The 19,796-nt window shown below is 72.3% G+C and carries 13 protein-coding genes; 7 read left to right on the top strand and 6 right to left on the bottom strand.

Annotation, left to right across the window (positions count from 1 at the left end; all coding sequences use genetic code 11):
• Positions 1-174: 174 nt before the first annotated feature.
• Both ACIA8K_RS36405 and ACIA8K_RS36400 read right to left on the bottom strand, forming a co-directional pair.
• The gene (locus ACIA8K_RS36405; protein ID WP_396067844.1) at positions 175-2,817 is read right to left on the bottom strand and encodes a fibronectin type III domain-containing protein; all 2,643 of its coding nucleotides are present in this window, start codon (positions 2,815-2,817) and stop codon (positions 175-177) included.
• Positions 2,818-3,080: 263 nt separating this feature from the next.
• Positions 3,081-4,628, bottom strand: coding sequence for a hypothetical protein (locus ACIA8K_RS36400; protein WP_396067828.1), 1,548 nt, complete (start codon positions 4,626-4,628; stop codon positions 3,081-3,083).
• A 127-nt stretch (positions 4,629-4,755) separates the two neighbouring features.
• Between ACIA8K_RS36400 and ACIA8K_RS36395 the strand changes: the two genes are divergently transcribed.
• The 4 genes from ACIA8K_RS36395 (at position 4,756) to ACIA8K_RS36380 (ending at position 9,905) form a co-directional block, all read left to right on the top strand.
• Entirely contained in the window at positions 4,756-6,345 is a 1,590-nt protein-coding gene (locus ACIA8K_RS36395; protein ID WP_396067826.1) for a methyl-accepting chemotaxis protein, read from the top strand.
• A gap of 10 nt (positions 6,346-6,355) precedes the next feature.
• Complete coding sequence (locus tag ACIA8K_RS36390) at positions 6,356-7,942, top strand: amidohydrolase (protein ID WP_396067824.1); 1,587 nt, start codon at positions 6,356-6,358, stop codon at positions 7,940-7,942.
• A 398-nt stretch (positions 7,943-8,340) separates the two neighbouring features.
• A complete protein-coding gene (locus ACIA8K_RS36385) occupies positions 8,341-9,507 on the top strand; it encodes a hypothetical protein (RefSeq protein ID WP_396067822.1) in 1,167 nt (388 codons plus the stop codon).
• A gap of 77 nt (positions 9,508-9,584) precedes the next feature.
• The gene (locus tag ACIA8K_RS36380; RefSeq protein WP_396067820.1) at positions 9,585-9,905 is read left to right on the top strand and encodes a hypothetical protein; all 321 of its coding nucleotides are present in this window, start codon (positions 9,585-9,587) and stop codon (positions 9,903-9,905) included.
• Positions 9,906-10,044: 139 nt separating this feature from the next.
• On the opposite strand, the gene ACIA8K_RS36375 is transcribed toward ACIA8K_RS36380, so the two are convergent.
• From ACIA8K_RS36375 to ACIA8K_RS36365, 3 genes are all read right to left on the bottom strand, one after another.
• Positions 10,045-12,861, bottom strand: a complete 2,817-nt coding sequence (locus ACIA8K_RS36375; protein WP_396067818.1) for a tetratricopeptide repeat protein — start codon at positions 12,859-12,861, stop codon at positions 10,045-10,047.
• The gene (locus ACIA8K_RS36370) at positions 12,858-14,633 is read right to left on the bottom strand and encodes an HSP90 family protein (RefSeq protein ID WP_396067816.1); all 1,776 of its coding nucleotides are present in this window, start codon (positions 14,631-14,633) and stop codon (positions 12,858-12,860) included. Before ACIA8K_RS36370 ends, ACIA8K_RS36375 begins: the two co-directional genes overlap by 4 nt.
• Before the next feature lie 179 nt (positions 14,634-14,812).
• Positions 14,813-16,432 (bottom strand): AbfB domain-containing protein, encoded by a 1,620-nt coding sequence (locus tag ACIA8K_RS36365; protein ID WP_396067814.1) that lies wholly within the window; start codon positions 16,430-16,432, stop codon positions 14,813-14,815.
• A 192-nt stretch (positions 16,433-16,624) separates the two neighbouring features.
• Between ACIA8K_RS36365 and ACIA8K_RS36360 the strand changes: the two genes are divergently transcribed.
• The gene (locus ACIA8K_RS36360) at positions 16,625-16,957 is read left to right on the top strand and encodes an STAS domain-containing protein (RefSeq protein ID WP_396067812.1); all 333 of its coding nucleotides are present in this window, start codon (positions 16,625-16,627) and stop codon (positions 16,955-16,957) included.
• Positions 16,950-17,336, top strand: coding sequence for an ATP-binding protein (locus ACIA8K_RS36355; RefSeq protein ID WP_396067810.1), 387 nt, complete (start codon positions 16,950-16,952; stop codon positions 17,334-17,336). The genes ACIA8K_RS36360 and ACIA8K_RS36355 overlap by 8 nt, the downstream gene beginning before the upstream one ends.
• Here ACIA8K_RS36355 and ACIA8K_RS36350 read toward each other — a convergent pair.
• Positions 17,289-18,875: a PP2C family protein-serine/threonine phosphatase gene (locus tag ACIA8K_RS36350; protein WP_396067808.1), complete on the bottom strand. Its 1,587-nt coding sequence runs from the start codon at positions 18,873-18,875 to the stop codon at positions 17,289-17,291. The genes ACIA8K_RS36355 and ACIA8K_RS36350 overlap by 48 nt on opposite strands.
• Before the next feature lie 28 nt (positions 18,876-18,903).
• Between ACIA8K_RS36350 and ACIA8K_RS36345 the strand changes: the two genes are divergently transcribed.
• The gene (locus ACIA8K_RS36345) at positions 18,904-19,779 is read left to right on the top strand and encodes a phosphotransferase family protein (protein WP_396067806.1); all 876 of its coding nucleotides are present in this window, start codon (positions 18,904-18,906) and stop codon (positions 19,777-19,779) included.
• Positions 19,780-19,796: the final 17 nt, after the last annotated feature.

Genomic DNA, 19,796 nt, shown 5'->3' with positions numbered 1-19,796 from the left:
GCGGGGAGCAGGCCGGTCTGCGCCTCCGAGGACGCCGGGTACCCCGAGGCGGCGCCGTAGCGGCCCGGCTCGTAGCCGTCGTCGTACCCGTTGCCGGTGTAGCCGTTGGTGTGCGGTAGTGCGGAGGTCATGCGGGCGGGCTCATCTCGGTCTCGTTCCATCAAAGCGGGCGAATCAGCAGTCTGGCAGCGGTCCGGTCGAGTTGATGCCGTACCCCTCAAGGTTGAACCAGGCGAACGAGATGTAGCCGGTTGTGCCGCCGTAGTTCACCTTGATCCAGATGCTGGTGGGGTCCGCCTTGCCCTTGTTGTAGACGTACTGGCTGATGCTCTGACCGTTCTCTTTACAGATCGCGGAGAGCCGCTGCTCCTGGCTCGCCCGCCCGATCAGCGTGCCCTTGTCCTTGGGCGTCGCCCAGACCTGGCGGCCGTTATCTTTGTCATTGCACCAGGTGTGCTGCGCCTCGTCGTTGGCGCTTGTGTTGTTGTAGCAGACCGCAAGCCCGTAGACCGCGCTCGTCGTGTTGCTTCCGGTCGCCGACGCGTTGCCGGCCGCGTTCGTCGCGGTGAGCGTGAAGTCGTACTTCGTGCTCGGCGACAGACCGGACAGGGTGAGCGAGGCGCAGGCGCCGGAGACGGACTTGCCGCTCGCGACAAGCTTGCAGGTGGCGGTGCCGCCGCCCGCGTCAACCGTCGCCTTCACGGTGAGCGCGGTCTGCGTGACCGACGAACCGGTCACCGTGACCTTCGGCGCCGCCACCGTGCGTGCGGTCGCGGTGGCCTGCGGGCCCTCGCCGGCCTCGTTCACGGCCCGGACCTTGACGGACACGTTCTGCCCGTCGCCGAAGCCGGTGAGCTTGGTCTTCGTGCCGCCGGCCGCGACCTCAGCGGTCTTGTCGCCGGCGTTCACCAGGTACTTCGTGATGGGCCGGCCGTTCTCCGCCGGGGCGGTCCAGGTGACTGTGACAGTGCCGCGCTCGCCTGCGACAGTGGCCGCGTCCAGGCCCTTCGGCGCGTCCGGCACCGCGAACGGCACCACGGTGCCGCTCACCGGCGACGCCGCGGACGAGCCGCCGCGCTCGTTGGTCGAGGTGACAGTGAACGCGTACTGCGTGCCGTACTCCAGCTCGCCGGCCGCGACCACAAGCTCGGTGCCGTCCGCCTGGCCGACAAGCGCGGTGGCGCCTGCCGAGATCGCGTTCACGGCATAGGACTTGATCTTCAGGCCCTGGCCGTTCGCCGCGGGCCAGGTGATCTTCACAGTGCCGTCCGGCTGGGCGGCCGCGGTGACCTCGGTCGGCGCGTCCGGCACCTCGGAGGTGGGGACGGCCGGGTTGGACTTCGCCTTGGGGCCCTCGCCCTCGCTGTTCACCGCGTACACGGTGAAGGTGTAGGTCTCGCCGTTGGTCAGGCCGTCCACCTGCAGCGCACGCTGATCCGCGCCGACCTGCCAGGTCTTGTCCGCGCCCTCCACCACGTACTTCGTGATGGCGGCGCCGTTCGCCGCGGCGGGCTTCCAGCTGAGGCGGATCTGCGCGTTGCCTGCCGCGGCGGTCACCTGCTTCGGCGCGCCGGGCTTGGCGATCTGCGGCTTCGCGGGCGGCGGCGGAGGAGCGGGCGCCTCCTTCGGCGGGTCGCCGCCGAGCACGTCGTTCGCATATTTGTCGACGCTGCGGACCTCGTGCTTGTCGTCCACGACCTGCGCGTTCGACGAATTGGGCGCGTTGACGAAGAGGTGGTTCTCCCGCACCTCCAGCTCCAACTCGCCGTTCGCCCCAGCGACCGTGAACGTGCTGGTCTGCTGGCCGGCGACGTCGAGCACGTGCACCACGCCGGTGCCCTGCTCGGGCACGTAGAACCGGCCCGCCCAGGCCATCGCCGGGCGCAGCGGTGCGCCGTCGCCGGGCACCGCCAACTCGGTGACCACGCCGGTCTCGGAGACCACGTAGACCTTCCGCACGTCCGCGACGGTCACCGGGATCTGCGCGCCTGTGGTGCGCTCCGGCAGCGACGCGACGCCGGTCAGCGTGAGCGTGACCGGCACCGGCGCGGCCTCGCCACGGACCATGGTCAACGTGTTCGTGGTGCGGTCAAGCACGCCGACGCCGTTGTCCAGCGCGGTGAGCGTCAGGTCGTGGCTCGGCGCCGCGACGCCGTGCGTGCGGATCAGTTTCGGCCCGGCTGCGCCCTGGCCGCCCTCGGCCGCCTCGCCGTCCTTGGGCTTCCCGGTCGACAGCACGGCGGGCGTGATCGCGGAGACGGTGCCCTCGGACGGCACCGCGATCCACAGCCGGCTCTCACCGTCGAACGTGCCGCCCGCGATGCCCGGCGGGTAACGCACCGGCTCGCCGACCGGCTCCAGCGACTGCGGGTCGAGCTGGCGGACCTCACCCTGCACGGAGTCGATGATGAACGCGGCGTCGTCGTTGAGCGCGACAGTGACGCCGACACCGGCGGTGGTCTGCCGGGTGGCGACAGTCTGCAGCGAGGTCAGGTCCAGCGAGCTGACCAGGCCGGTGTTCAGATCGCGGAGGATCAGGAAACGGTCGGTCTGGGTGACCTGCATCGGGTGCCCGGCCGCGCCGGCGACCGCGAACCGGGTGTCGACCCGGCCCGTTACGCCGTTGGCGCGCGCAAGCTCCCCCTTCGACCTGCTCCACAGCCAGGAGGCCGCGTCGAAGCTGGCCACCGCCTGGTCCGCCGCGCCGAGACCGAAGACGGTCGCGGCCATGCCTGCCACAAGCACGGCCACCGTGCCGATCGTGACCAGCCCGCCCGGCGTGCGCAGCCTGCGCTTACGCCCCGGTGGCGACTCGATGGTGCCAGGTGTCGCCGGCGGCCCGCTGCCGCCCGGTGTCGCGTCGGTGCTGACCACAGCTCTCCCCGTTACGCATCGTCCATTGTCTCGGCCTCACCCCGGGTAACGACGCTGGAACGCATCGTGCATCGCCCGTTTGAGCTGGGACGGTGTCGAGCTGGCCTGGTCGGCTGATCAATGGTGCCGGGGGAGAGACGCGAGTCATCTTATGGGGTGCTCCCGGCAAAAGCTGCCCCGCAGTGGCGCATCGGTCACGATCCGGGTCAGCCGGTCGGGCCGCCCGGCGTGTTCCGCGCGGTGCACCGCTGCTCGGACGGCGCCACCTCGTCCGCGTCCGCACCGTAGACCGCCACTATCATGAAGCAGTAGTCGAGCGCCGGGTTCAGGCCGTTGACCTCGTAGGCGACCGAGGTGGGCGGCAGGTTCGCCATCGCCTTGAGCTCCTCGCCGGCCCGGTTGCCGGCCACGATGAACGACACCGTGCCGTTCGTCGGATCCTTCCAGGTCAGCCGTATCGCCTCGCCGCGGTCCACAAGCTTCACGCCGCTGGGCGGATCGCCTGCCACCCTGGGTGTGCCGGGCGTGGCCTCCGCGGTCGAGGCCGCGCTCTGCTCCGGCGCCGGCCCGCCACCGTTCGTCTCGTCATCGCCCCTGGTCATGACCAGCACCCCGACCGACACCACCGCCGCCACCACGGCCGTCACCGCCGCGATCACGACCCCGACCGTCGCCCCACGCCCCCGCCGAGGCTGCGCCTCAGACCCGAAATGCAGCGGGGGTACGGATGGGAAGTGCCCGATCTGCTCGTGCGGCGGCGCGGAGTGCTGCTGCACCGCATAGGGATGCTGCTGCACCGGCGGCGCGCTGTACTGCTGCACCGGCGGCGCACTGTACTGCTGCACCGGCGGCGCGGAGTGCTGCTGCACCGGCGGACCTGAAAACTGTTGCACCGGGGGTGCGCTGTGCTGCTGCGCAGGCGGGGCGGAGGACTGCTGCACCGGCGGCGCTGAATGCTGCTGGACGGGCGGCGCGGAGAACTGTCGCTGCACCATCTGCGGCGCCTGGTGCATCGGCGCGGTAGGCGGCTCCGGAAGCGGCGGTGGACCGGGCTGCACCGGCCGCACGGGCTGCTGCTGGACCGGTGGCTGCGCGCGGTGGATCGGCATGGTCGGCGGCTCCTCCGGTGCCACCTGCTGCGGCGGCACCGGCTGGAACGGCATCGTCGGCGGCGCCGGGTCGGCCTGCGGCACGAACGGCTGCTGGGCCACGAACGGCTGCTGGGCCGAGAACGGCTGCTGCGGCACGAACGGCTGCTGCGCCATGGGAGACGGCTGGGGTGCGGGCTCCACCCGTACCCCCGAGGCCTGGTTCTGGTTCATCGGCGGTGCGGCGTCGCCGAGGTAGGCCCGGGCGCGCGCCACCATCGGGTGGCCCGGGCCGAGGGCCGCCGGGCCGAATCGTGCGACCCGGGTGAACGCGCGTTTCGCCTCGTGCCGGTTGCCCAGCTCCTCCGCGGCCTCGCCGATCGCGACCGAGAGTGCGAGCATGCGCGGCGCCTCGTCGCCGAGCCTCAGCTGCCCGGCGCCGTAGGCGTCCTCCAGGACCCGCCGTGCCGCCGCCGGGTCGTCCGCCTGGGTGTGCAGCGCGCCGAGCGCGAGCGCCGCGTCGAGCACCTCGTCGTGGGACTTGCCGAGTGCGCGACGCGCGTCCTCGATGGCGTCTTCCAGCAGCTCACGGCCGTGTGTGAGGTCGCCCCCGGCCTGGACGGCGCGGGCGCGGCTGACGGCGGCGGAGAGTGGTGCGTGCGACACGCGGCACATGCTTTCACAAACGGAGCGTGTTCGCGCCGGGGCGCTCGTCTCATGTTCCGTATCTCGCGGCCGATAGGACACCGTCGGGTCCGCCTGGGGAGACGAACCGCAAGGGAGCGGTGTCGGCATGGCGTCTTGGCTGGGCGATCTGCGGATCAGTGTGAAGTTCGGTGTGGCGCTTGCGGTGGCGCTGTTCGCCGGTGCGCTTGTGGCGGTGACGGGGATGGCCGGGCTGCGGTCCGCGAACCAGAACGCGCTCGGCATCTACGAGGAGAATCTGCAGCCGTCGCAGATGCTGGCAGCGGCGCAGGGCGCGTTCGACGACGAGCTGTTCTCACTGACGCTGATGAACATCGCCGGCACGGACGCGATGACGGCGCAGCGGCGCACGGAGATGACGGCGGCCGTGGACGCGCTGACGGCGGGCTTGGCGGAGTACGAAAGGCTCGGTCTGGCACCGGAGCAGCAAACGCCTTTCACGGCGATCCAGGACGGGCTGGCCGCTTTCGACAAGGCGCGCGACGACCAGCTGCTCCGGGCCGCGGCCAGCAGCGACAATGCCGCGTTCGAGGCGGCGTTCGCGGCGGTGGAACCGGGCGTCGACGCGGTGAACGCCGCGTTCGACGAGCTTGCCGCGTTCGAGGCGGCGAGTGGCGCGGGGGAGGCCGCGCAGAGCACCGCGAGCTATGAGATCAGCCGGAACACGATGCTGATCTGCTGGGCGGTGGGCACCGGCCTGGCCGTGCTGCTCGGCCTGTACGTGGTGCGGCGGATCACCGGCCCGCTCGGCGAGGTGTCAGGCGTGCTGGAGCGGATGGCCGACGGCGATCTGACCGGCGAGGTGGCGCTGCGGACCCGGGACGAGGTGGGCGTGATGGCCGGCGCGCTGAACCGGGCGGTGGCAGGCATGCGCCGTACCGTGGAGTCGCTTGGCGGGGCCTCGCACTCGCTTGCCGCCGCGGCCGAGCAGCTCTCCACCACCAGCTCGCAGATCGCCGGCAGCGCGGAGCAGACGAGCGCGCAGGCGGAGGTGGTGTCGTCCGCGGCGAGCGAGGTGACCCGCAACGTGCAGACCATCTCCGCGGGTTCGGAGGAGATGGGCGCGTCGATCCGGGAGATCTCGCAGAACGCGAACCAGGCGGCGCAGGTGGCCGGCACCGCTGTCACCCAGGCGCAGGATACGAACCGGACCGTGGTGAAGCTCGGCGAGTCGAGTGCGGAGATCGGCAACGTGGTCAAGCTGATCACCGCGATCGCGGAGCAGACGAACCTGCTTGCGCTCAACGCCACGATCGAGGCGGCGCGCGCGGGGGAGGCGGGCAAGGGCTTCGCGGTGGTGGCGAGCGAGGTCAAGGATCTGGCGCAGGAGACCGCGAGGGCCACCGAGAGCATCGTGTCGCGGGTGGCGGCCACCCAGGCCGACACCGAGATCGTGATCACCGCGATCGGGGAGATCAGCGAGGTCATCGCGCGGATCAGCGACTACCAGACCACTATCGCGTCCGCGGTGGAGGAACAGACCGCGACGACGAGCGAGATGAACCGGGGCGTGTCCGAGGCGGCCGGCGGGATCAGCGAGATCACCACCGGCGTGGAGGCGCTGGCCAGCGCCGCGCGGATGACGTCGGAGAGCGTGGCCGAGGCGCAGCGTGCCTCCGAGGAGCTGGCGCGCATGTCCGGGGAGCTGCAGGGACTGGTGTCGACCTTCCGGGTGTGAGAATCGGGCGGTGGCAGAGCGGACGATCTTCACCGGCGGGTACGCTTTCCTCGGCGGCGCGGCCGCGCGCGTGGACGTGGCGATCGAGGGTGAGCGGATCACCGAGGTCGGCGCCGGACTGCGCGGCGGGGACGTCGTCGACCTTGACGGTGGTCTGCTGACGCCCGGCTTCCAAGACGCGCACGTGCACCCGATCGCGGGCGGCGTGCAGCTGCTCCGCTGTGACCTGCAGGAACTCTCGACGGCAGGCGAATACCTCGACGCGATCGCACGGTACGCCGCGGCGCACCCGGACCTGGGCTGGATCATCGGCGGCGGCTGGGCGCCTGCGGTGTTCCCCGGCGGCACGCCGACCCGGCAGCTGCTTGACGCCGTCGTGCCGGACCGCCCGGTCTTCCTGCCGAACAGTGACTCGCACGGCGCCTGGGTCAACACCCGCGCGCTTGAGCTGGCCGGGATCGGCGCGGGTACGCCGGACCCGGCGGACGGCCGGATCGAGCGCGAACCGGGCGGCCACCCGTCCGGCATGCTTCACGAGGGCGCGGCGGACCTGGTCGGCCGCCGGGTGCCGCCGACCACCGACGCGGAGCTGGACGCGGGTCTGCGGGCCGGTCAGGAGCTGCTCTTCGCGGCCGGCGTGACCGGTTGGCAGGACGCCTGGGTCGGCCCCGGCCTGCACGGCCACGGCGACCTGCTTCCGGTCTATCTGCGGGCCGCCGCGACCGGCGCGCTGAAGGCCCGGGTGAGCGGCGCGCTCTGGTGGGAGCGGGACCGGGGTCTGGAACAGCTCGCCGAGCTGCGGGAACGCCGGACGGCACGCGGCAGGTTCACGGCCCGGACCGTGAAGATCATGCAGGACGGCGTGGCGGAGAACTTCACCGCGGCGATGATCGAGCCCTACCGGAACGGGTGCGGGACCGGGCTCAGTTTCCTCGATCCCGCGTTGCTCAGGGAGGCGGTGACCCGGCTGGACGCGGCGGACTTTCAGGTGCACGTGCACGCGCTCGGCGACCGGGCGGTCCGCGAGGCGCTTGACGCGGTCGAGGCCGCGCGCACGGCGAACGGCCCGCGCGGGAACCGGCACCACCTGGCGCACCTCCAGGGCGTACACCCGGAGGATCTTGATCGTTTCGCCGCGCTCGACGTGACCGCGAACGTGCAGGCGCTCTGGGCCTGCCATGAGCCGCAGATGGACGAGCTGACGTTGCCGTTCCTGGACCCGCTGCTGGCCGCGCGGCAGTACCCGTTCGCGGACCTCGCGCGGGCCGGTGCCCGGCTGGCCGCGGGCAGCGACTGGATGGTGAGCAGCCCTCACCCGATACTCGCGGCGCACGTGGCGGTGAACCGGACCGCGCCGGGTGAGCCGCTCGACCGGCCGTTCCTGCCCGCGCAGGCGCTGACGCTCGGCGCGTTCCTCACCGCCTACACCGAGGGCAGCGCGTTCGTGAACCACCTGGAGCACGACACCGGCCGGATCGCGCCGGGGATGCTTGCCGACCTGGCCGTGCTTGACCGCAACCCGTTCGCCCGGCCGGCCGGCGAGATCGCGCTGACCCAGGTCCGGCGCACCTATGTGGGCGGCGAGCAGGTCTACTGAAATGTCACCGATGGGATGAATCGGCTGTCATTCATCGATGGTCACCGGGTAGCCTCGCAGAGTCGCCTCGCGGCCGGAAAATTCATAAAAAATTTCGCCGGTACGTTGAACCGCGCCTGATCCCCCGAATGGGTTAACCCCTCGGGATGTGGTCGAAAATATAAGTCTTTCTAAAGATCGACTGTGGATTTCCATTTGTTTTTCCTTGTGCACCACAACTGCTTGACGCTGCCCGGATTCGACTTCTAACTTGCACTCAGGATTCTTTGAGCTTCGCTTGACGCCTGCAGGATCTGCAGGTCAGCGACGGGTTTGGGAGACGGTGCACAATGCGCAGGTCGGGGCGCGGGGCAGGCATAGGCGTTGCGTTGAGGCGCCGGAAATGGATCGTCGCAGCCGTGGCCGTCGTCGCCGTATTCGGCGGCGGACTGGCAGTGACGCAGTTCGCGAACGCGGGTACCTGGAACCCGCGGAAGAACCCGCGGCCGGTGTCGCAGAACTGCGGCAAGGAGGCGCCGGGCGGGCGCGCTCCCGGTGGTGCGGACACCACCACGACCCAGCAGAACGGCCGCACTGTCCGCAACCACTGGGGTGACGGCCAGGTCCCGGCCTGCCCGTCGCAGCCGGCTGCCGGATCGAAGAACACGATCAGCTGCCCGTCCGTGGCGGACAAGCTGGGGAACGTCCCGGCACAGGCCAAGGCGGAGGTCGACCGCAACCTCGCACTGCTGCAGGCCCAGATCGACGAGGCCAACAAGCGCCTGATCGACACGCAGGGCCAGGGCGGGGCGAACTTCGTCAACAACGCGATCCTCGGCCCGCTGAAGAGCAAGCGCATCGCCACGCTCGACCGGATCGCGATCGCGATCGGCCGGGTCGCACAGAAGCCGGCCGGGCTCGAGGCGCTGGCCGACTGCACGCTCGTCACCACAGGCATCACGCCGACGCCGGCCGCGACCGGGAACAACGGGAACGGCAACAACAACGGCAACGGCAACGCCGGGAACGGCACCAACGGGCTGCAGATCCTCGGCGACTCGTGCGACGCGTCCAAGCTGCAGAAGCACACAGGCTTCCAGGAGGGCAACCGCTGTGTCGACACCGAGTTTGGTGAGGTCGGCGCGGCCGCGAACAACCCGTCGCTGCTGATCACCAAGGGCCCGGAGCGGGTCCGGGTCGGCCAGCCGTTCCAGCTGCAGGTCAGCACGCGGAACCTGGTGCGGGACCGGTTCCTCGGCGCGGCCGCCGGCGGCTACTACCTGGAGAGCTCGTTCCTGACGAACCAGGGCCTGGTCCGCGGTCACTTCCACACCGCGTGCCGGATGCTTGCCAACGAGAACGAGGCACCGGACCCGGCACCGGCCCCGGCGTTCTTCGTCGCGACCGAGGACGGTGCGGGCGGCGCCCGGCCGGACACGGTCACCATCAACGTCACCGGGATGCCCGCGTCCGGCACCGCCCAGTGCGCGGTCTGGGCCGGCGACGGCTCGCACCGGATCCCGATGATGGAGCGGGCCAACCAGACCCCGGCCCTCGACGTCCTCCGGATCCGCGTCACCCGCTAGAACTCCGCAAGGCACGCGACAGCGCTGCCCGGGCCCGCATAGGGTCCGGGCAGCGCTTCGTCGTTTCGGGAGGTCACATGCGCCGGCTGCCGTTCGTGGTGATCGTGCTGGCGCTCGGCGGGTGCGCCCGGACCGACATGCTGCACGGGCAGATCTCGCAACTGACGCCGTCCGTCTGCGTCGCGGCGGAGGAGGCGAGCGGGCAGTGCTTCACGCCGGGGCACGGCGCCGAACTGTTCCGCGGCTACGAGGTCGGCGACTGCGTCTACCTCAGGTACAAGCCGGAGACCGAGGGACGGCCGCCGGAGACCGGATCGATCCCGCTGGTCGCGACCGAGGTCAAGCCCGCCCCCTGCGAGGAGGACTGGCACCCGCCCGTGGACGCACCGTCGAGGTGATCCCCGGGCGGGGTGCCGTCAGCCGTGGCCGGCTCGGTCCGGGCGGGTGCGGTCGGGCCCGGCTCAGTCGCGGCGGGCTCGGTTGGGGCCGGCTCAGTCGCGGCGGGCTCGGTCGGGGCCGGCGCGGTCGGGGGCCGGCTCAGTCGCGGCCGGTGATGCCGTGCTCGGTGCGGAGCGCGGCGGCCTCCTCCTTACGGTCCAGCGCGTCAAGCACCTCGGCCAGCAGCGCGGCCGGGAGCTGCGCCTCCTGCGGGCCGGCCGCAAGCAGCTCGCGCAGCACCGGCTCGGCCGCGGCCGGGTCGCCGGCCCGGAACAGCGCCTCCGCGTGCATGCCGGCCAGGTTCTCGGCCTCCTGGAGCGCGCCGATCTCACGCAGCGCGGCACCGCCGTCGACCAGGTACGGGACCGCGTCCGCGTACCGGCCCCGGGACATCAGCACCCGGCCGGCCTCCCAGCCGAGCATGTGCCGCTCCCAGATCACCTGCGGATGCCCGGCCATGTCCGCAGGCAGGTCCGCGTCGCGCGCACGGGCAAGCGCGACGGTCTCCACCGCCTCCTCCGGCTCGTCCGCGAAGTGAAGCGCCGCGACCCGGCGGCGCAGCACCCGCAGCTCGCCGACCAGGTTGCCGGCGTCGTGCAGATCCTCGGCCGCCTCGGCGAACCGCTCGGCGGCCTCGTCGTCCCGGTCCGCGCCGTAGAGCACCTCGGCCGCGTACTCCCGGATCTGACCGCGGCCGGCCGGGTTCTCCTCCTGGGTCATCCGCGCGATCAACGCGTCGTAGTGGACCAGCGCGGTCTTCTCCTGGCCGAGCTGGCGGTACGTGTTCGCAAGCAGCAGCTCCGCGTCGTCCGCCGCGCTGTCCTCGCCCAGCCGGCGCAGCTCGGACAGCGCTTCCTCCGCGACCTCGGCCGCCTCGGTGAGCCTGCCCGCCCGCTGGTACGCCTCCGCGAGGTCCCGCCGCACCATGGCCGCGGCCGGCAGCAGGTCCTGCTCCGTGCAGAGCGCCACCACCTCGATGAACTCCGGCACCGCCTCGGCCGGCCGGTCCAGGCGGAGCAACGCGTTCGCCCGGCCGAGCCGCGCGTTCATCGCGGTGTCCGGGTCGCCGAGCGCCAGCGCCTCGTCGAAGCGGGCCAGCGCGACCTCCGGGTCCGGCGCGTGCTGACCCGCCATCAGCAGCGCGCCGGCCAGGATGCCGTCCGGGCCGTGCTCGCGGAAGAAGATCAGCGCCCGGCCGATCGCCTCCGCGGACTCCTCGTGCCGGTGCCCGGCCGACAGGATCCTGGCCCGGCGCAGCGCGTACTGCGCGTGCCACCGGGGCTCGTCGATCTCGGCCAGGAACGTGTCCGCCCGCTCCTGCGCGGCAAGCGCCGCCGCCGGGTCCTCGGTCGCCAGGTGCCGCATCGCCAGCCGGGAGTACGCGGCGGCCATCTCCTTCGGCACACCGCCGTGCTCCTCGCGGTACGCGACCTCGCGCTCGACCGCCTCCACGCCGTCCAGATCGCCGAACATCAGCCTGGTGGCGCCCACCCGGCCGGCCAGCGACGCGGCCTTGCCCGGATCGCCCGCCTCGGCCCAGAGCGCGGCTGACCGCTCCCAGGCCGCGATCGCCTCTCCACCGTTGCGGGCCTGCCAGTGCTGGCCGCCGCGCAGCGCCTCGCGCCGGGCCGCAAGTGAACCGGCCGGCTCCGGGAAACGCGCGTCGAACGCGGCAAGGATCGCGTCCGCGGACCTGTCGGCCTCCTCCTCGTCCTCGGCGAGCGCGATGAGCTGCTCCGCGGTCGCGCCGGACGGGACCTCCGGCTGCGGCGGCGCCGGCCGGGACGGGACCGGCGGCACCGGTGCGGCCGCGCGAGAGCTGGGGGAGAGCGCCAGCACCACGCCGAACGGCTCCGCACCTATCGTCTCCTCGACGCGCCGGGACTGGCGGTCGGTACCGTTCCGGGCGTCGAACCGGGCCGCAAGCGCACGCGCCTCCGCGGCCAACTCGTCCGCGAGCGCGGACACTGTGGTGTCGCCACGCTCGGTGCGGTGCACGACCGTGTCGCCGTGGCCGAGCCCGGCGGCGCGGCGCAGCAGCACCACGGAGCTGGACGCGAACTGCATGGCGGCGGCCGGGGACGGCGCGCGGTCCAGCCAGTCGATGTGCCGCTGCAGGATCTCCAGGCCGCGGTGCTCGTTGCCGGTCCGCGCGCAGAACGCGATGTGCTCGCCGATGTCGCCCAGGTCGGCGAGACTGGCCCGGACCAGCCGGTACGCCCGGCGGTGCGCGTCCACCGCCTCGTCCGGGCGGCCGACCCGCACGTATGAGTCCATGATCGTGGAAAGAATGTTCTGCGGCTGCTCGGTGCAGGTCAGGCGCCCGGCCAGCACCGGTTCCGCGACCGCGATCGCGTCGGAGTCGCGCCGCGCGTCGACCAGGTGCCGGGCCTTGCCGGTCGGGTCGCAGCCCTCGCAGTCGGACAGCTCGTCGCGGGTGCCGGTCTGCCACCGCTCGTACCAGGTGGCGATCGCGTCCTCGTCGCCGACGTGCCGGGCCAGCACGTACCGGTACTTGTAGACGGTCTGGAGGCTGTGCCCGCCCTCGCGGTACCGGCGCTCCATGTCGTCGAGCACGGCGCGGATCCGCTCGGCCGGGATCTCCGGGAACGAGGTCATCTGGCTGACCATGTTCTTGAAGTACCAGAGCAGCGTGTGATCCCAGCGCCCGTGGAACGGCGCCGGGTTCCTGTCGAACTCGCCGAGGCACCAGGAGAACGTGACGAACGCCTTGGCCGGCTCGCCGCCGTAGATGTACGCCTTGGTGCCGTGCATGCGGGCGACGAAGCTCAGCTCCACGTCGCCGGCCGTGTCCGCGTGCCGGATGACCTGCTCGGTCAGCGCGATCCTGGCGGCGCCGTACGGCATGTCGTCGGCCTGCGCGAGCAGACCCCAGAGCTCCTGCGCGGTGGTCATGCCGGATCCCCCGATCCCGGGACGGCCCGGCCGAGCAGGCCGAGGAAGGACGTGTTGAGCAGCGCGGCGTCGGCCGGCCGGATCGGGTGGTACCCGAGCAGCAGCGCCTGGCCGTACAGCGACTCGACCGCGAGCGCGGTCAGCTCCGGATCGGCAAGCGCGGTGATCCGGCGGACCAGCGGGTTGCGGTGGTTGAGCACCAGCTGCGGGCGGTCCGGCGGCGCGGACCCGGCCAGCGCGTCAAGCACGCCGCCCCACAGGTCGTCCGCCTTCTCCCGGGTCGCGGTGAACTCGCCGTGGAATGCGGCGGCGCGGCTGACCAGGTACAGCGACGGCAGCGACGCGGGCTCGAACGCGCGCACCACCACCTCGCAGCCGAGCCGGTCGAGCCGGCGCTGCGCGATGGTCAGGAACGGGCGTAGCCGCAGCTCCGTCTCCCGGTCCACCGCGTCGAACGAGGTGGTCAGGTCGGTTGGCTCCAGCCGCTCGACCCGCACCTCAGGATCGAGCGCGGGCAGCCGCTCGATGATGTCCGCGTCGTAGGTGTAACCGCCGTTGACCACGCCCACGTCCTGCGCCGCCGCCACCGCCGCGAGCTGCCGGAACTCGTCAAGCGTGGCCGCGTAGCGGATCACGCCGTGCCGGGCGCGGAACTCGGCGAGCGTGGACCGCCCCATGTTCGTCTCCATCGGCCACCACTGCTCGACCAGGCGCAGCATCTCCGCGTCGTGGAGCGCCAGCGCCTTCACGCCGAGGTGGTGGATGGAGAGGAACTCGGCCAGCCGGCGCGGATCGGTCGTGGAGAGCCGGACCAGCCAGCCGCGCAGCTGGTCCGCGATCGCCTCGCGGGCGGACTCCAGCAGTCCGTCCTCGTAGAGCGCCTCGCGGCTCGCGGTCGGGCGCAGCTCGGTGGAGTCGACCACGCAGCGCGCGAAGAACGCCCACTCCGGGAGCAGGCCCTCGACGGCCTCGGCCAGCAGCATGCGCTTCAGGTAGACGCGGTGGCCGCCGCGCACGGCCGGGTTGATCGGCGTCGGCAGCACGAACGCGGCGCCGGACAGGCCCGCCTCCGGCACGTTCAGCTCGATCACGTCGAACGGGGTGAAGCCGAGCGTGCTCTCCGCGTACCGCCGCAGGGTCTTGTGCCTGTCGCTCGTCGACTCCCACGGCGGCGTGCCGATCGTGGTGCGCTCACCGTCGACAGTGACCTCGATCGGCAGCATCGAGCCGTAGAGCGCGGCCAGCCGCGTCACCTCCGGCCCGGTAAGCCACTGCTCGGCGCCGCGGCGTGGGATCAGCGTGACCGAGGTGCCGGGCGCGCGCTCCGGGCCGGGCGTCACCTCGTAACGCCCGTCGGCGAAGCCGGTCCAGATCACCGGCGCGGCGTCGCCCCGGCGGGTGTGCACGCGGATCTCGTCCGCCACCAGGAAACAGGAGAGCAGGCCGATGCCGAACTGGCCGAGGAACTCGTGCCTGGCGAAACCCAGATCGTCGCGCTTGGAGCTGCGGCCGATCGTGGCAAGCAACTCGTGCACCTGCGCCTCGGTCAGGCCGATGCCGTTGTCGGTGATGCGAAGCGTGCCGTCGCCTGTCGCGTCTGCCGACTCGATCGCGACAGTGCCGGCCGCCTCCGGATCGCCGTGCCGCACCGCGGTGATCGCGTCGACCGCGTTTTGCAGCAGCTCGCGGACGTAGACCTGCGGACTGCCGTACAGATGGTGGCTGAGCAGGTCGACGATGCCCCGCAGATCCACCTGGAAGGTGTTGCTCACGGATGACTCCCCCATGGTCCTGAGGCGCACAAGATACCGGTCCGGTGCGACATCGGGGGGACCAGTTTGCGCTTCACCCGCCGAAGGTGTCGTCCAGCTCCGCCACGAGCGCCGCGCGGTCCGGTGTGAGCCGGCGCCGGGTGCTGCCCCCGGCCGGCCGGGTCATCCGGAGCAGGGGCCTAGCCCAGCACCCACGCGGCGTCGCGGTTGAAGCCGCGGGAGCCGTCCGGGCGGTCGATGTAGAGCGCGTTGTCGCGGTGGCGGACCACGTGGTTCGGGTAGTTGAAGGAGCGCAGCACGATGCCGCCGGACGTGCCGGACTGGGCGCAGAACGTGGCGTCCGCGCGGAACAGCGCGCTGCCGTCGTCGCGGGAGGCGCGCAGCCGGAAGTCGTAGTGGCGCAGGTAGCGGCCGTCCGGCAGGCGCAGCGACAGGCAGCCCGCATCGGCCAGGCCGGGGACGACTGTGAACTCGACGGCGCGGGACTCGGCGTCGAGCATGGCGTAGCCGTTGCGCTCCCGCACGTACCAGCCGGGGGCGTTGGCCGCGCCAAGCGAGCGCACCACGTCCGCCGACTCCTCGTGCGGGGCGGCGGGGGAGGCCGGCTTCCCGGGTGCGGGCGCCTTGCTTGTCGCGGGCGGCGGCACGGCGCTTGTGGCCGGCGGCGGCGCGACCACCTCGGCGATCGCGGGTGCGGGCGACGGGCTCGCGGACGGGCTCGGCGACGGGCTTGCCGACGCCGGCGGGCTCGCCGACGGCTCCGATGTGGACGCGGACGGGGTGGTGTGGCGTGGCAGGTCAGCGGCCGCGACCGGCACCGGCGTCACCGCGTCCTCCCCGCCGGTCATCGCGATCGCGCCGCCGGCCGCCAGCACCAGCAGCGCGGTGACAGCGGTCAGCACCAGGGCCGCGGACGGCCGCCGGGCCGGGCGCTCGTGCACCACCGGCGCGGACATCAGCAGTTCGAGCGGCTCGTAGACGGTGCCGCGCGAGTGCACCACCACCGCCGGGACCGGCTCGGCCAGCAACCCGTCCGAGTGCAGCGCGGCGAGCAGCGTGTTCGGCACCGGCACCAGGGCCAGCCCGCTGATCAGCCGCTCGGCCGGGATCAGGTGCGCGGTGGCCGCGGCGCAGACCGGGCAGTTCTCCACATGCCTGGTGATCCGCCGGCGCCAGGCCGGGCCGGGACGGTGGTCCCAGCCGTGCGTGACCATCCGCAGGCCGGGGCAGGCCGGGCGCGTCCGCAGCGCGCCGACGAGCACCCGCGCCACGGTCAGCTGCTCGTACATCCGGTCGACGCGGAGGCTCGCGTCCGTCACGGACAGTCGCAGCGCGGCCGCGGACTCGGACCTGCTGATCGCGCCTGCTGCCTCCAGCCACCACAGCGACAGCGCGGGCGTGTGTTCGGTGTCAAGCCAGCGGACCGCCTCGGCGAGCCGCCGGCGCTGGCCGGAGAGGCCCAGCCGGATGATGCTCAGCCCGGTGAAGTCCGCACCCGGGTCCGGCGCGTCGCCGTCCTCGGGCATCGCCACGCGCGGGGCGCCGCGGCGCACGCGTGCGGCCTGGCGCATCGACACGAGCAGCAGCCAGGATCGGAAGGTGGCGGGATCGCGCAGGTCAGGAAGCTCGCGGGCGACGCGGCGGATGGTCTCCCGGACCGCGTCGTCGATGTCGGCGTGCGCGCCGACCGTGCGGCCGATCGCGTTGTAGACGAGGGGGAGGCAGGCGGAGACCAGCTCACCGAGCGCCTGCCGGTCGCCCGTCTGTGCCGATGCCACCAGGGCTGACCGCTCCGTCACCAGCACTCCTTAGGAGATCCTTAAGCAGTCCAGACCGTACCGAATCATGGCGATGAGGACCAGTGGGCGGGCGAATCTACCCGCGCCGGGCCTGGAAGGCCGACGTGCCGGACACCCGATCGAGGTGCCGGGCCCCCGCTTGCCGGAGCCGTCCGCGGTGCCATGATGGGCGGCGACGACAGGGGAGGGGCAATGGGGTTCGGGGCACGGACGTCCGGCGGTGCCGCCCGGGTGGTGGTGGCGCTCGACGGCGAGTGCGACCTCGCGGTACGCGAGGAGCTGACCGCCGCATTGTTGGCCGCCGTGGCGAACGCGCGCGTCGTGATCGTCGATCTGGCAGCCGTCACGTTCATCGACTCGACAGGCGTGCACGGCCTGGTCACCGCGCACCACGCGGCGCTCGCCGCCGGCGGTCGCCTGCACGTGCGGAACGCGGCCGGACCGGTCGCCACAGTGCTCGACCTGACCGGCGTCGGAGGGCTGCTCGCCGAACCCGGTGCCGAGGACGGTGGCTCAGGTGTCTGACGAGCGGCACATGGTCTACGCGGTCGCCACCGACCTCTCCGCGCTGCGTGCCTTCGTCTCGGCCCGCGCGCTCGCGCTTGGTCTGCCCGAGGAACGCGCGGAGCTGCTGGTCCTCGCGGTCAGCGAGCTCGCCACCAACACGCTCCAGCACACCGGCGCCGGCGGCGAGGTCACGCTGCGTTCCGACCGGGGCCGGCTGGTGTGCGACGTCGTCGACGGCCTGCGCGACCACCGCTCCACCGTGGCGCTCGGCCGGGTCATGCCGCCTGCCGACGCGCTCCGCGGCCGCGGCCTCGCCATCGTCGAGAGCATCTGCGACGAGGTGGAGACCTCAGTCGTCGGTGGCAGCACCCGGGTCCGCATCCACCTGAACCTCTGATGCGCAGGCGAGGACGCGGACCGCGAGCGTGCAGGTGTCGTCGAAGGTGCTGGGTTCGTTGAGGGCCGCGTGCACGCGGGCGACGTCCGGCGCGGTGGCGGCGAGCGCGTCGCGGACCCGGAGGAACTGGGCAGCGGGGTCGCCGGCGCGGCGTTCCACAAGGCCGTCGGTGTAGAACAGGACTACGTCGTCCGGCTCAAGAGACGGCGCGAACACCTCGTACGGCGCGTCGGCGGCCGCGCCGAGAAGCAGGCCGACCGGCCGGTCCAGCTCGTCCGCGACGCCGGCCCGGCACAGCAGCGGAGCCGGGTGTCCGGCACGGGCCCAGCGCAGCGTGCGGGTGGCCGGGTCGTAGATCGAGATGATCGCGGTGCCGGTGATGCCCAGCTGCAGGCACAGCCGGTTCATGTGGGAGAGCAGCAGGCCCGGGTCGCGCAGGCCGATCGAGAGCCACGCGACAAGCGAGAACCGCAGGTGGGCCATGCCGCTGGCCGCGTCCAGCCCGTGGCCGGCGACGTCGCCGACCGCGAGCACGACCAGGCCGTCCGGGAGCGTCTGGGCGTGGTACCAGTCGCCGCCGACGAGTTGGGCGCGCACGGCGGGCAGATAGCTGACCATCGCCTCCAGGCCAGCCAGCGGGAACGGTTCGCGCGGCACCGGCTGGATCATGTTCTGCAGTTGGCCGGCGAGGCGGTGCTCGGCCAGCGCGGTGATCTCCCTGGTGCGGAGCTGGTCGCCGAGCCGCTCGATCTCGCTTCGCGTGCCGACCCGCGCGGTCACGTCCTGCACCACCGCGTAGATCTTCACCGGCTTGCCCTCGGCGTCGCGCGCGGTGTCCGAGATGATGCGCAGGTGCTTGATGTCGTCGCCGATCCGGAACCGGACGGTCACGTCGGAGGTGGCGCCGCTGTCAAGCGTCTGCCACGCGGTCTCGGCCAGCCCGCGGTCCTCGGCAAGCATCAGCGCGGCCTGCTCGAAGCGGGTGAGCGGCTCGTCCGCCGGGTCCCGCCCGAAGACCGGGTACATGCCGGGTGACCAGGAGGTACGGCCGGTGTGCAGGTCGTACTCGGTCCAGCCGAGACTGCCGAGCAGCTCGGTGTGGGCGAGCCGGCGCAGGTGCTCGTCCTCGCGCCGCCAGATCACCAGCAGGCCACCGAGCACGGGCCGGACGCTGACCGCGAAGATCGAGTGGGCGACGACGCCGGCCCGCTTCTCCTCGTAGTCGAACTGCGGTAGCTCGCCGGGCTCGCCGGTCCGCAGCACGTGCAGGTAGAGCTCCCAGAGCGGGCCGCCGACGACGCCGGGGTAGAGCTCGGAGACGGTACCGTCCCGGCGGGCGGCGCCGCGGTGGTAGATGTCGGGCACCCGGTCTCCGGCGGCCGCGATCCGGAAGTCGGTGACGGTCCCGTCCGGGTCGGTGATCGGCAGCAGCCAGGAGCAGCCGGCGGGCATGCCGGAGAGGATCTCCTGGACGAGCGCGGCGGCCTGCTCGGCTGGTGCGGTCGCGCTGATCCGGACAGGCGCGCCGTCGTCAGCCATCCACACAGCTTATCCGTACTCTTCGGGGATGGGCGCTGACGAGGCCTGGGTGCGCACGTTACTTCCGGACGGAGTGGCAGTCGCGCGGGTGGAGACGCTCGCCGGCGGCTGGTCGTCGCTGGTGCGGCGGCTTGTGCTGGACGACGGCACGGGGCTTGTGCTGCGGTCGGTGCGGCGCCCGGAGCTGGCCGATCGGGCCGCGGACATGCTGCGTCGCGAGGCGGACATGCTGCGCGCGCTGGCCCGGTCGGACATCCCGGTCCCGCGGCTGCTGGGCGTCGACCCACTGGCCACCCACTGCACCTACCCTTCTCTCCTTATGTCGGAAATTTCAGGACAAGTCTGTGTGGACGTGGAGGGCGCTGCGGCGCGAGTGACCGCGATGGCGACGCAGCTCGCGGCGATCCACCGGGTCGCGCTGCGGCCGCCGCTCTATACGCAATGGGCCTGGCCAGGTCAGATCAACTACCCCGGGGGTACGACCCGGCGCGCGATGTGGCAGCACGCCGAACACCTGATCACCCGGGACCCGCCGGCGTTCACCGGCACGTTTCTGCACCGCGACTTCCACCTCGGCAACGTCCTCTTCGGATCGTCCGGCCGGATCGAGGGCGTCATCGACTGGACCGACTCCTCCTGGGGCCCGGCCGAGCTGGACATCGGCCACTGCGCCGCGATGCTGGCCCTGCTCTACGACGACGCGCTCGCCGAGTCCTTCGTGGATGCGTTCGAAAGAACCGAGCATCACCTCTACTGGCGCCTGCTGAGCGCGCTCGCCCTGGCCCCCGACGCCGCGAACGCCGGCGGACCCTGGCGGGCGCTCGGGCGTACCGACCGCACGCCCGCCGTGTTGCGGGACGCGCTGGAACGCCACCTCGAATATCTGCTCGACACATTCGAATAGAAGTTATCGATGCGGGA

It is taken from the genome of Catenuloplanes sp. NPDC051500, from assembly GCF_044454585.1.
Lineage (GTDB): Bacteria > Actinomycetota > Actinomycetes > Mycobacteriales > Micromonosporaceae > Catenuloplanes.
Note: the sequence above shows the minus strand (reverse complement) of the source record. Positions and strands in the feature narration are given on the sequence as shown.

Excerpts from the sequence above, each read along its gene's own strand:
- ACIA8K_RS36395 (WP_396067826.1), top strand. The coding sequence starts at position 4,756 with ATGGCGTCTTGGCTGGGCGATCTGCGGATCAGTGTGAAGTTCGGTGTG.
- ACIA8K_RS36380 (WP_396067820.1), top strand. The coding sequence starts at position 9,585 with ATGCGCCGGCTGCCGTTCGTGGTGATCGTGCTGGCGCTCGGCGGGTGC.
- ACIA8K_RS36375 (WP_396067818.1), bottom strand. The coding sequence starts at position 12,861 with ATGACCACCGCGCAGGAGCTCTGGGGTCTGCTCGCGCAGGCCGACGAC.
- ACIA8K_RS36360 (WP_396067812.1), top strand. The coding sequence starts at position 16,625 with ATGGGGTTCGGGGCACGGACGTCCGGCGGTGCCGCCCGGGTGGTGGTG.
- ACIA8K_RS36350 (WP_396067808.1), bottom strand. The coding sequence starts at position 18,875 with ATGGCTGACGACGGCGCGCCTGTCCGGATCAGCGCGACCGCACCAGCC.
- ACIA8K_RS36345 (WP_396067806.1), top strand. The coding sequence starts at position 18,904 with ATGGGCGCTGACGAGGCCTGGGTGCGCACGTTACTTCCGGACGGAGTG.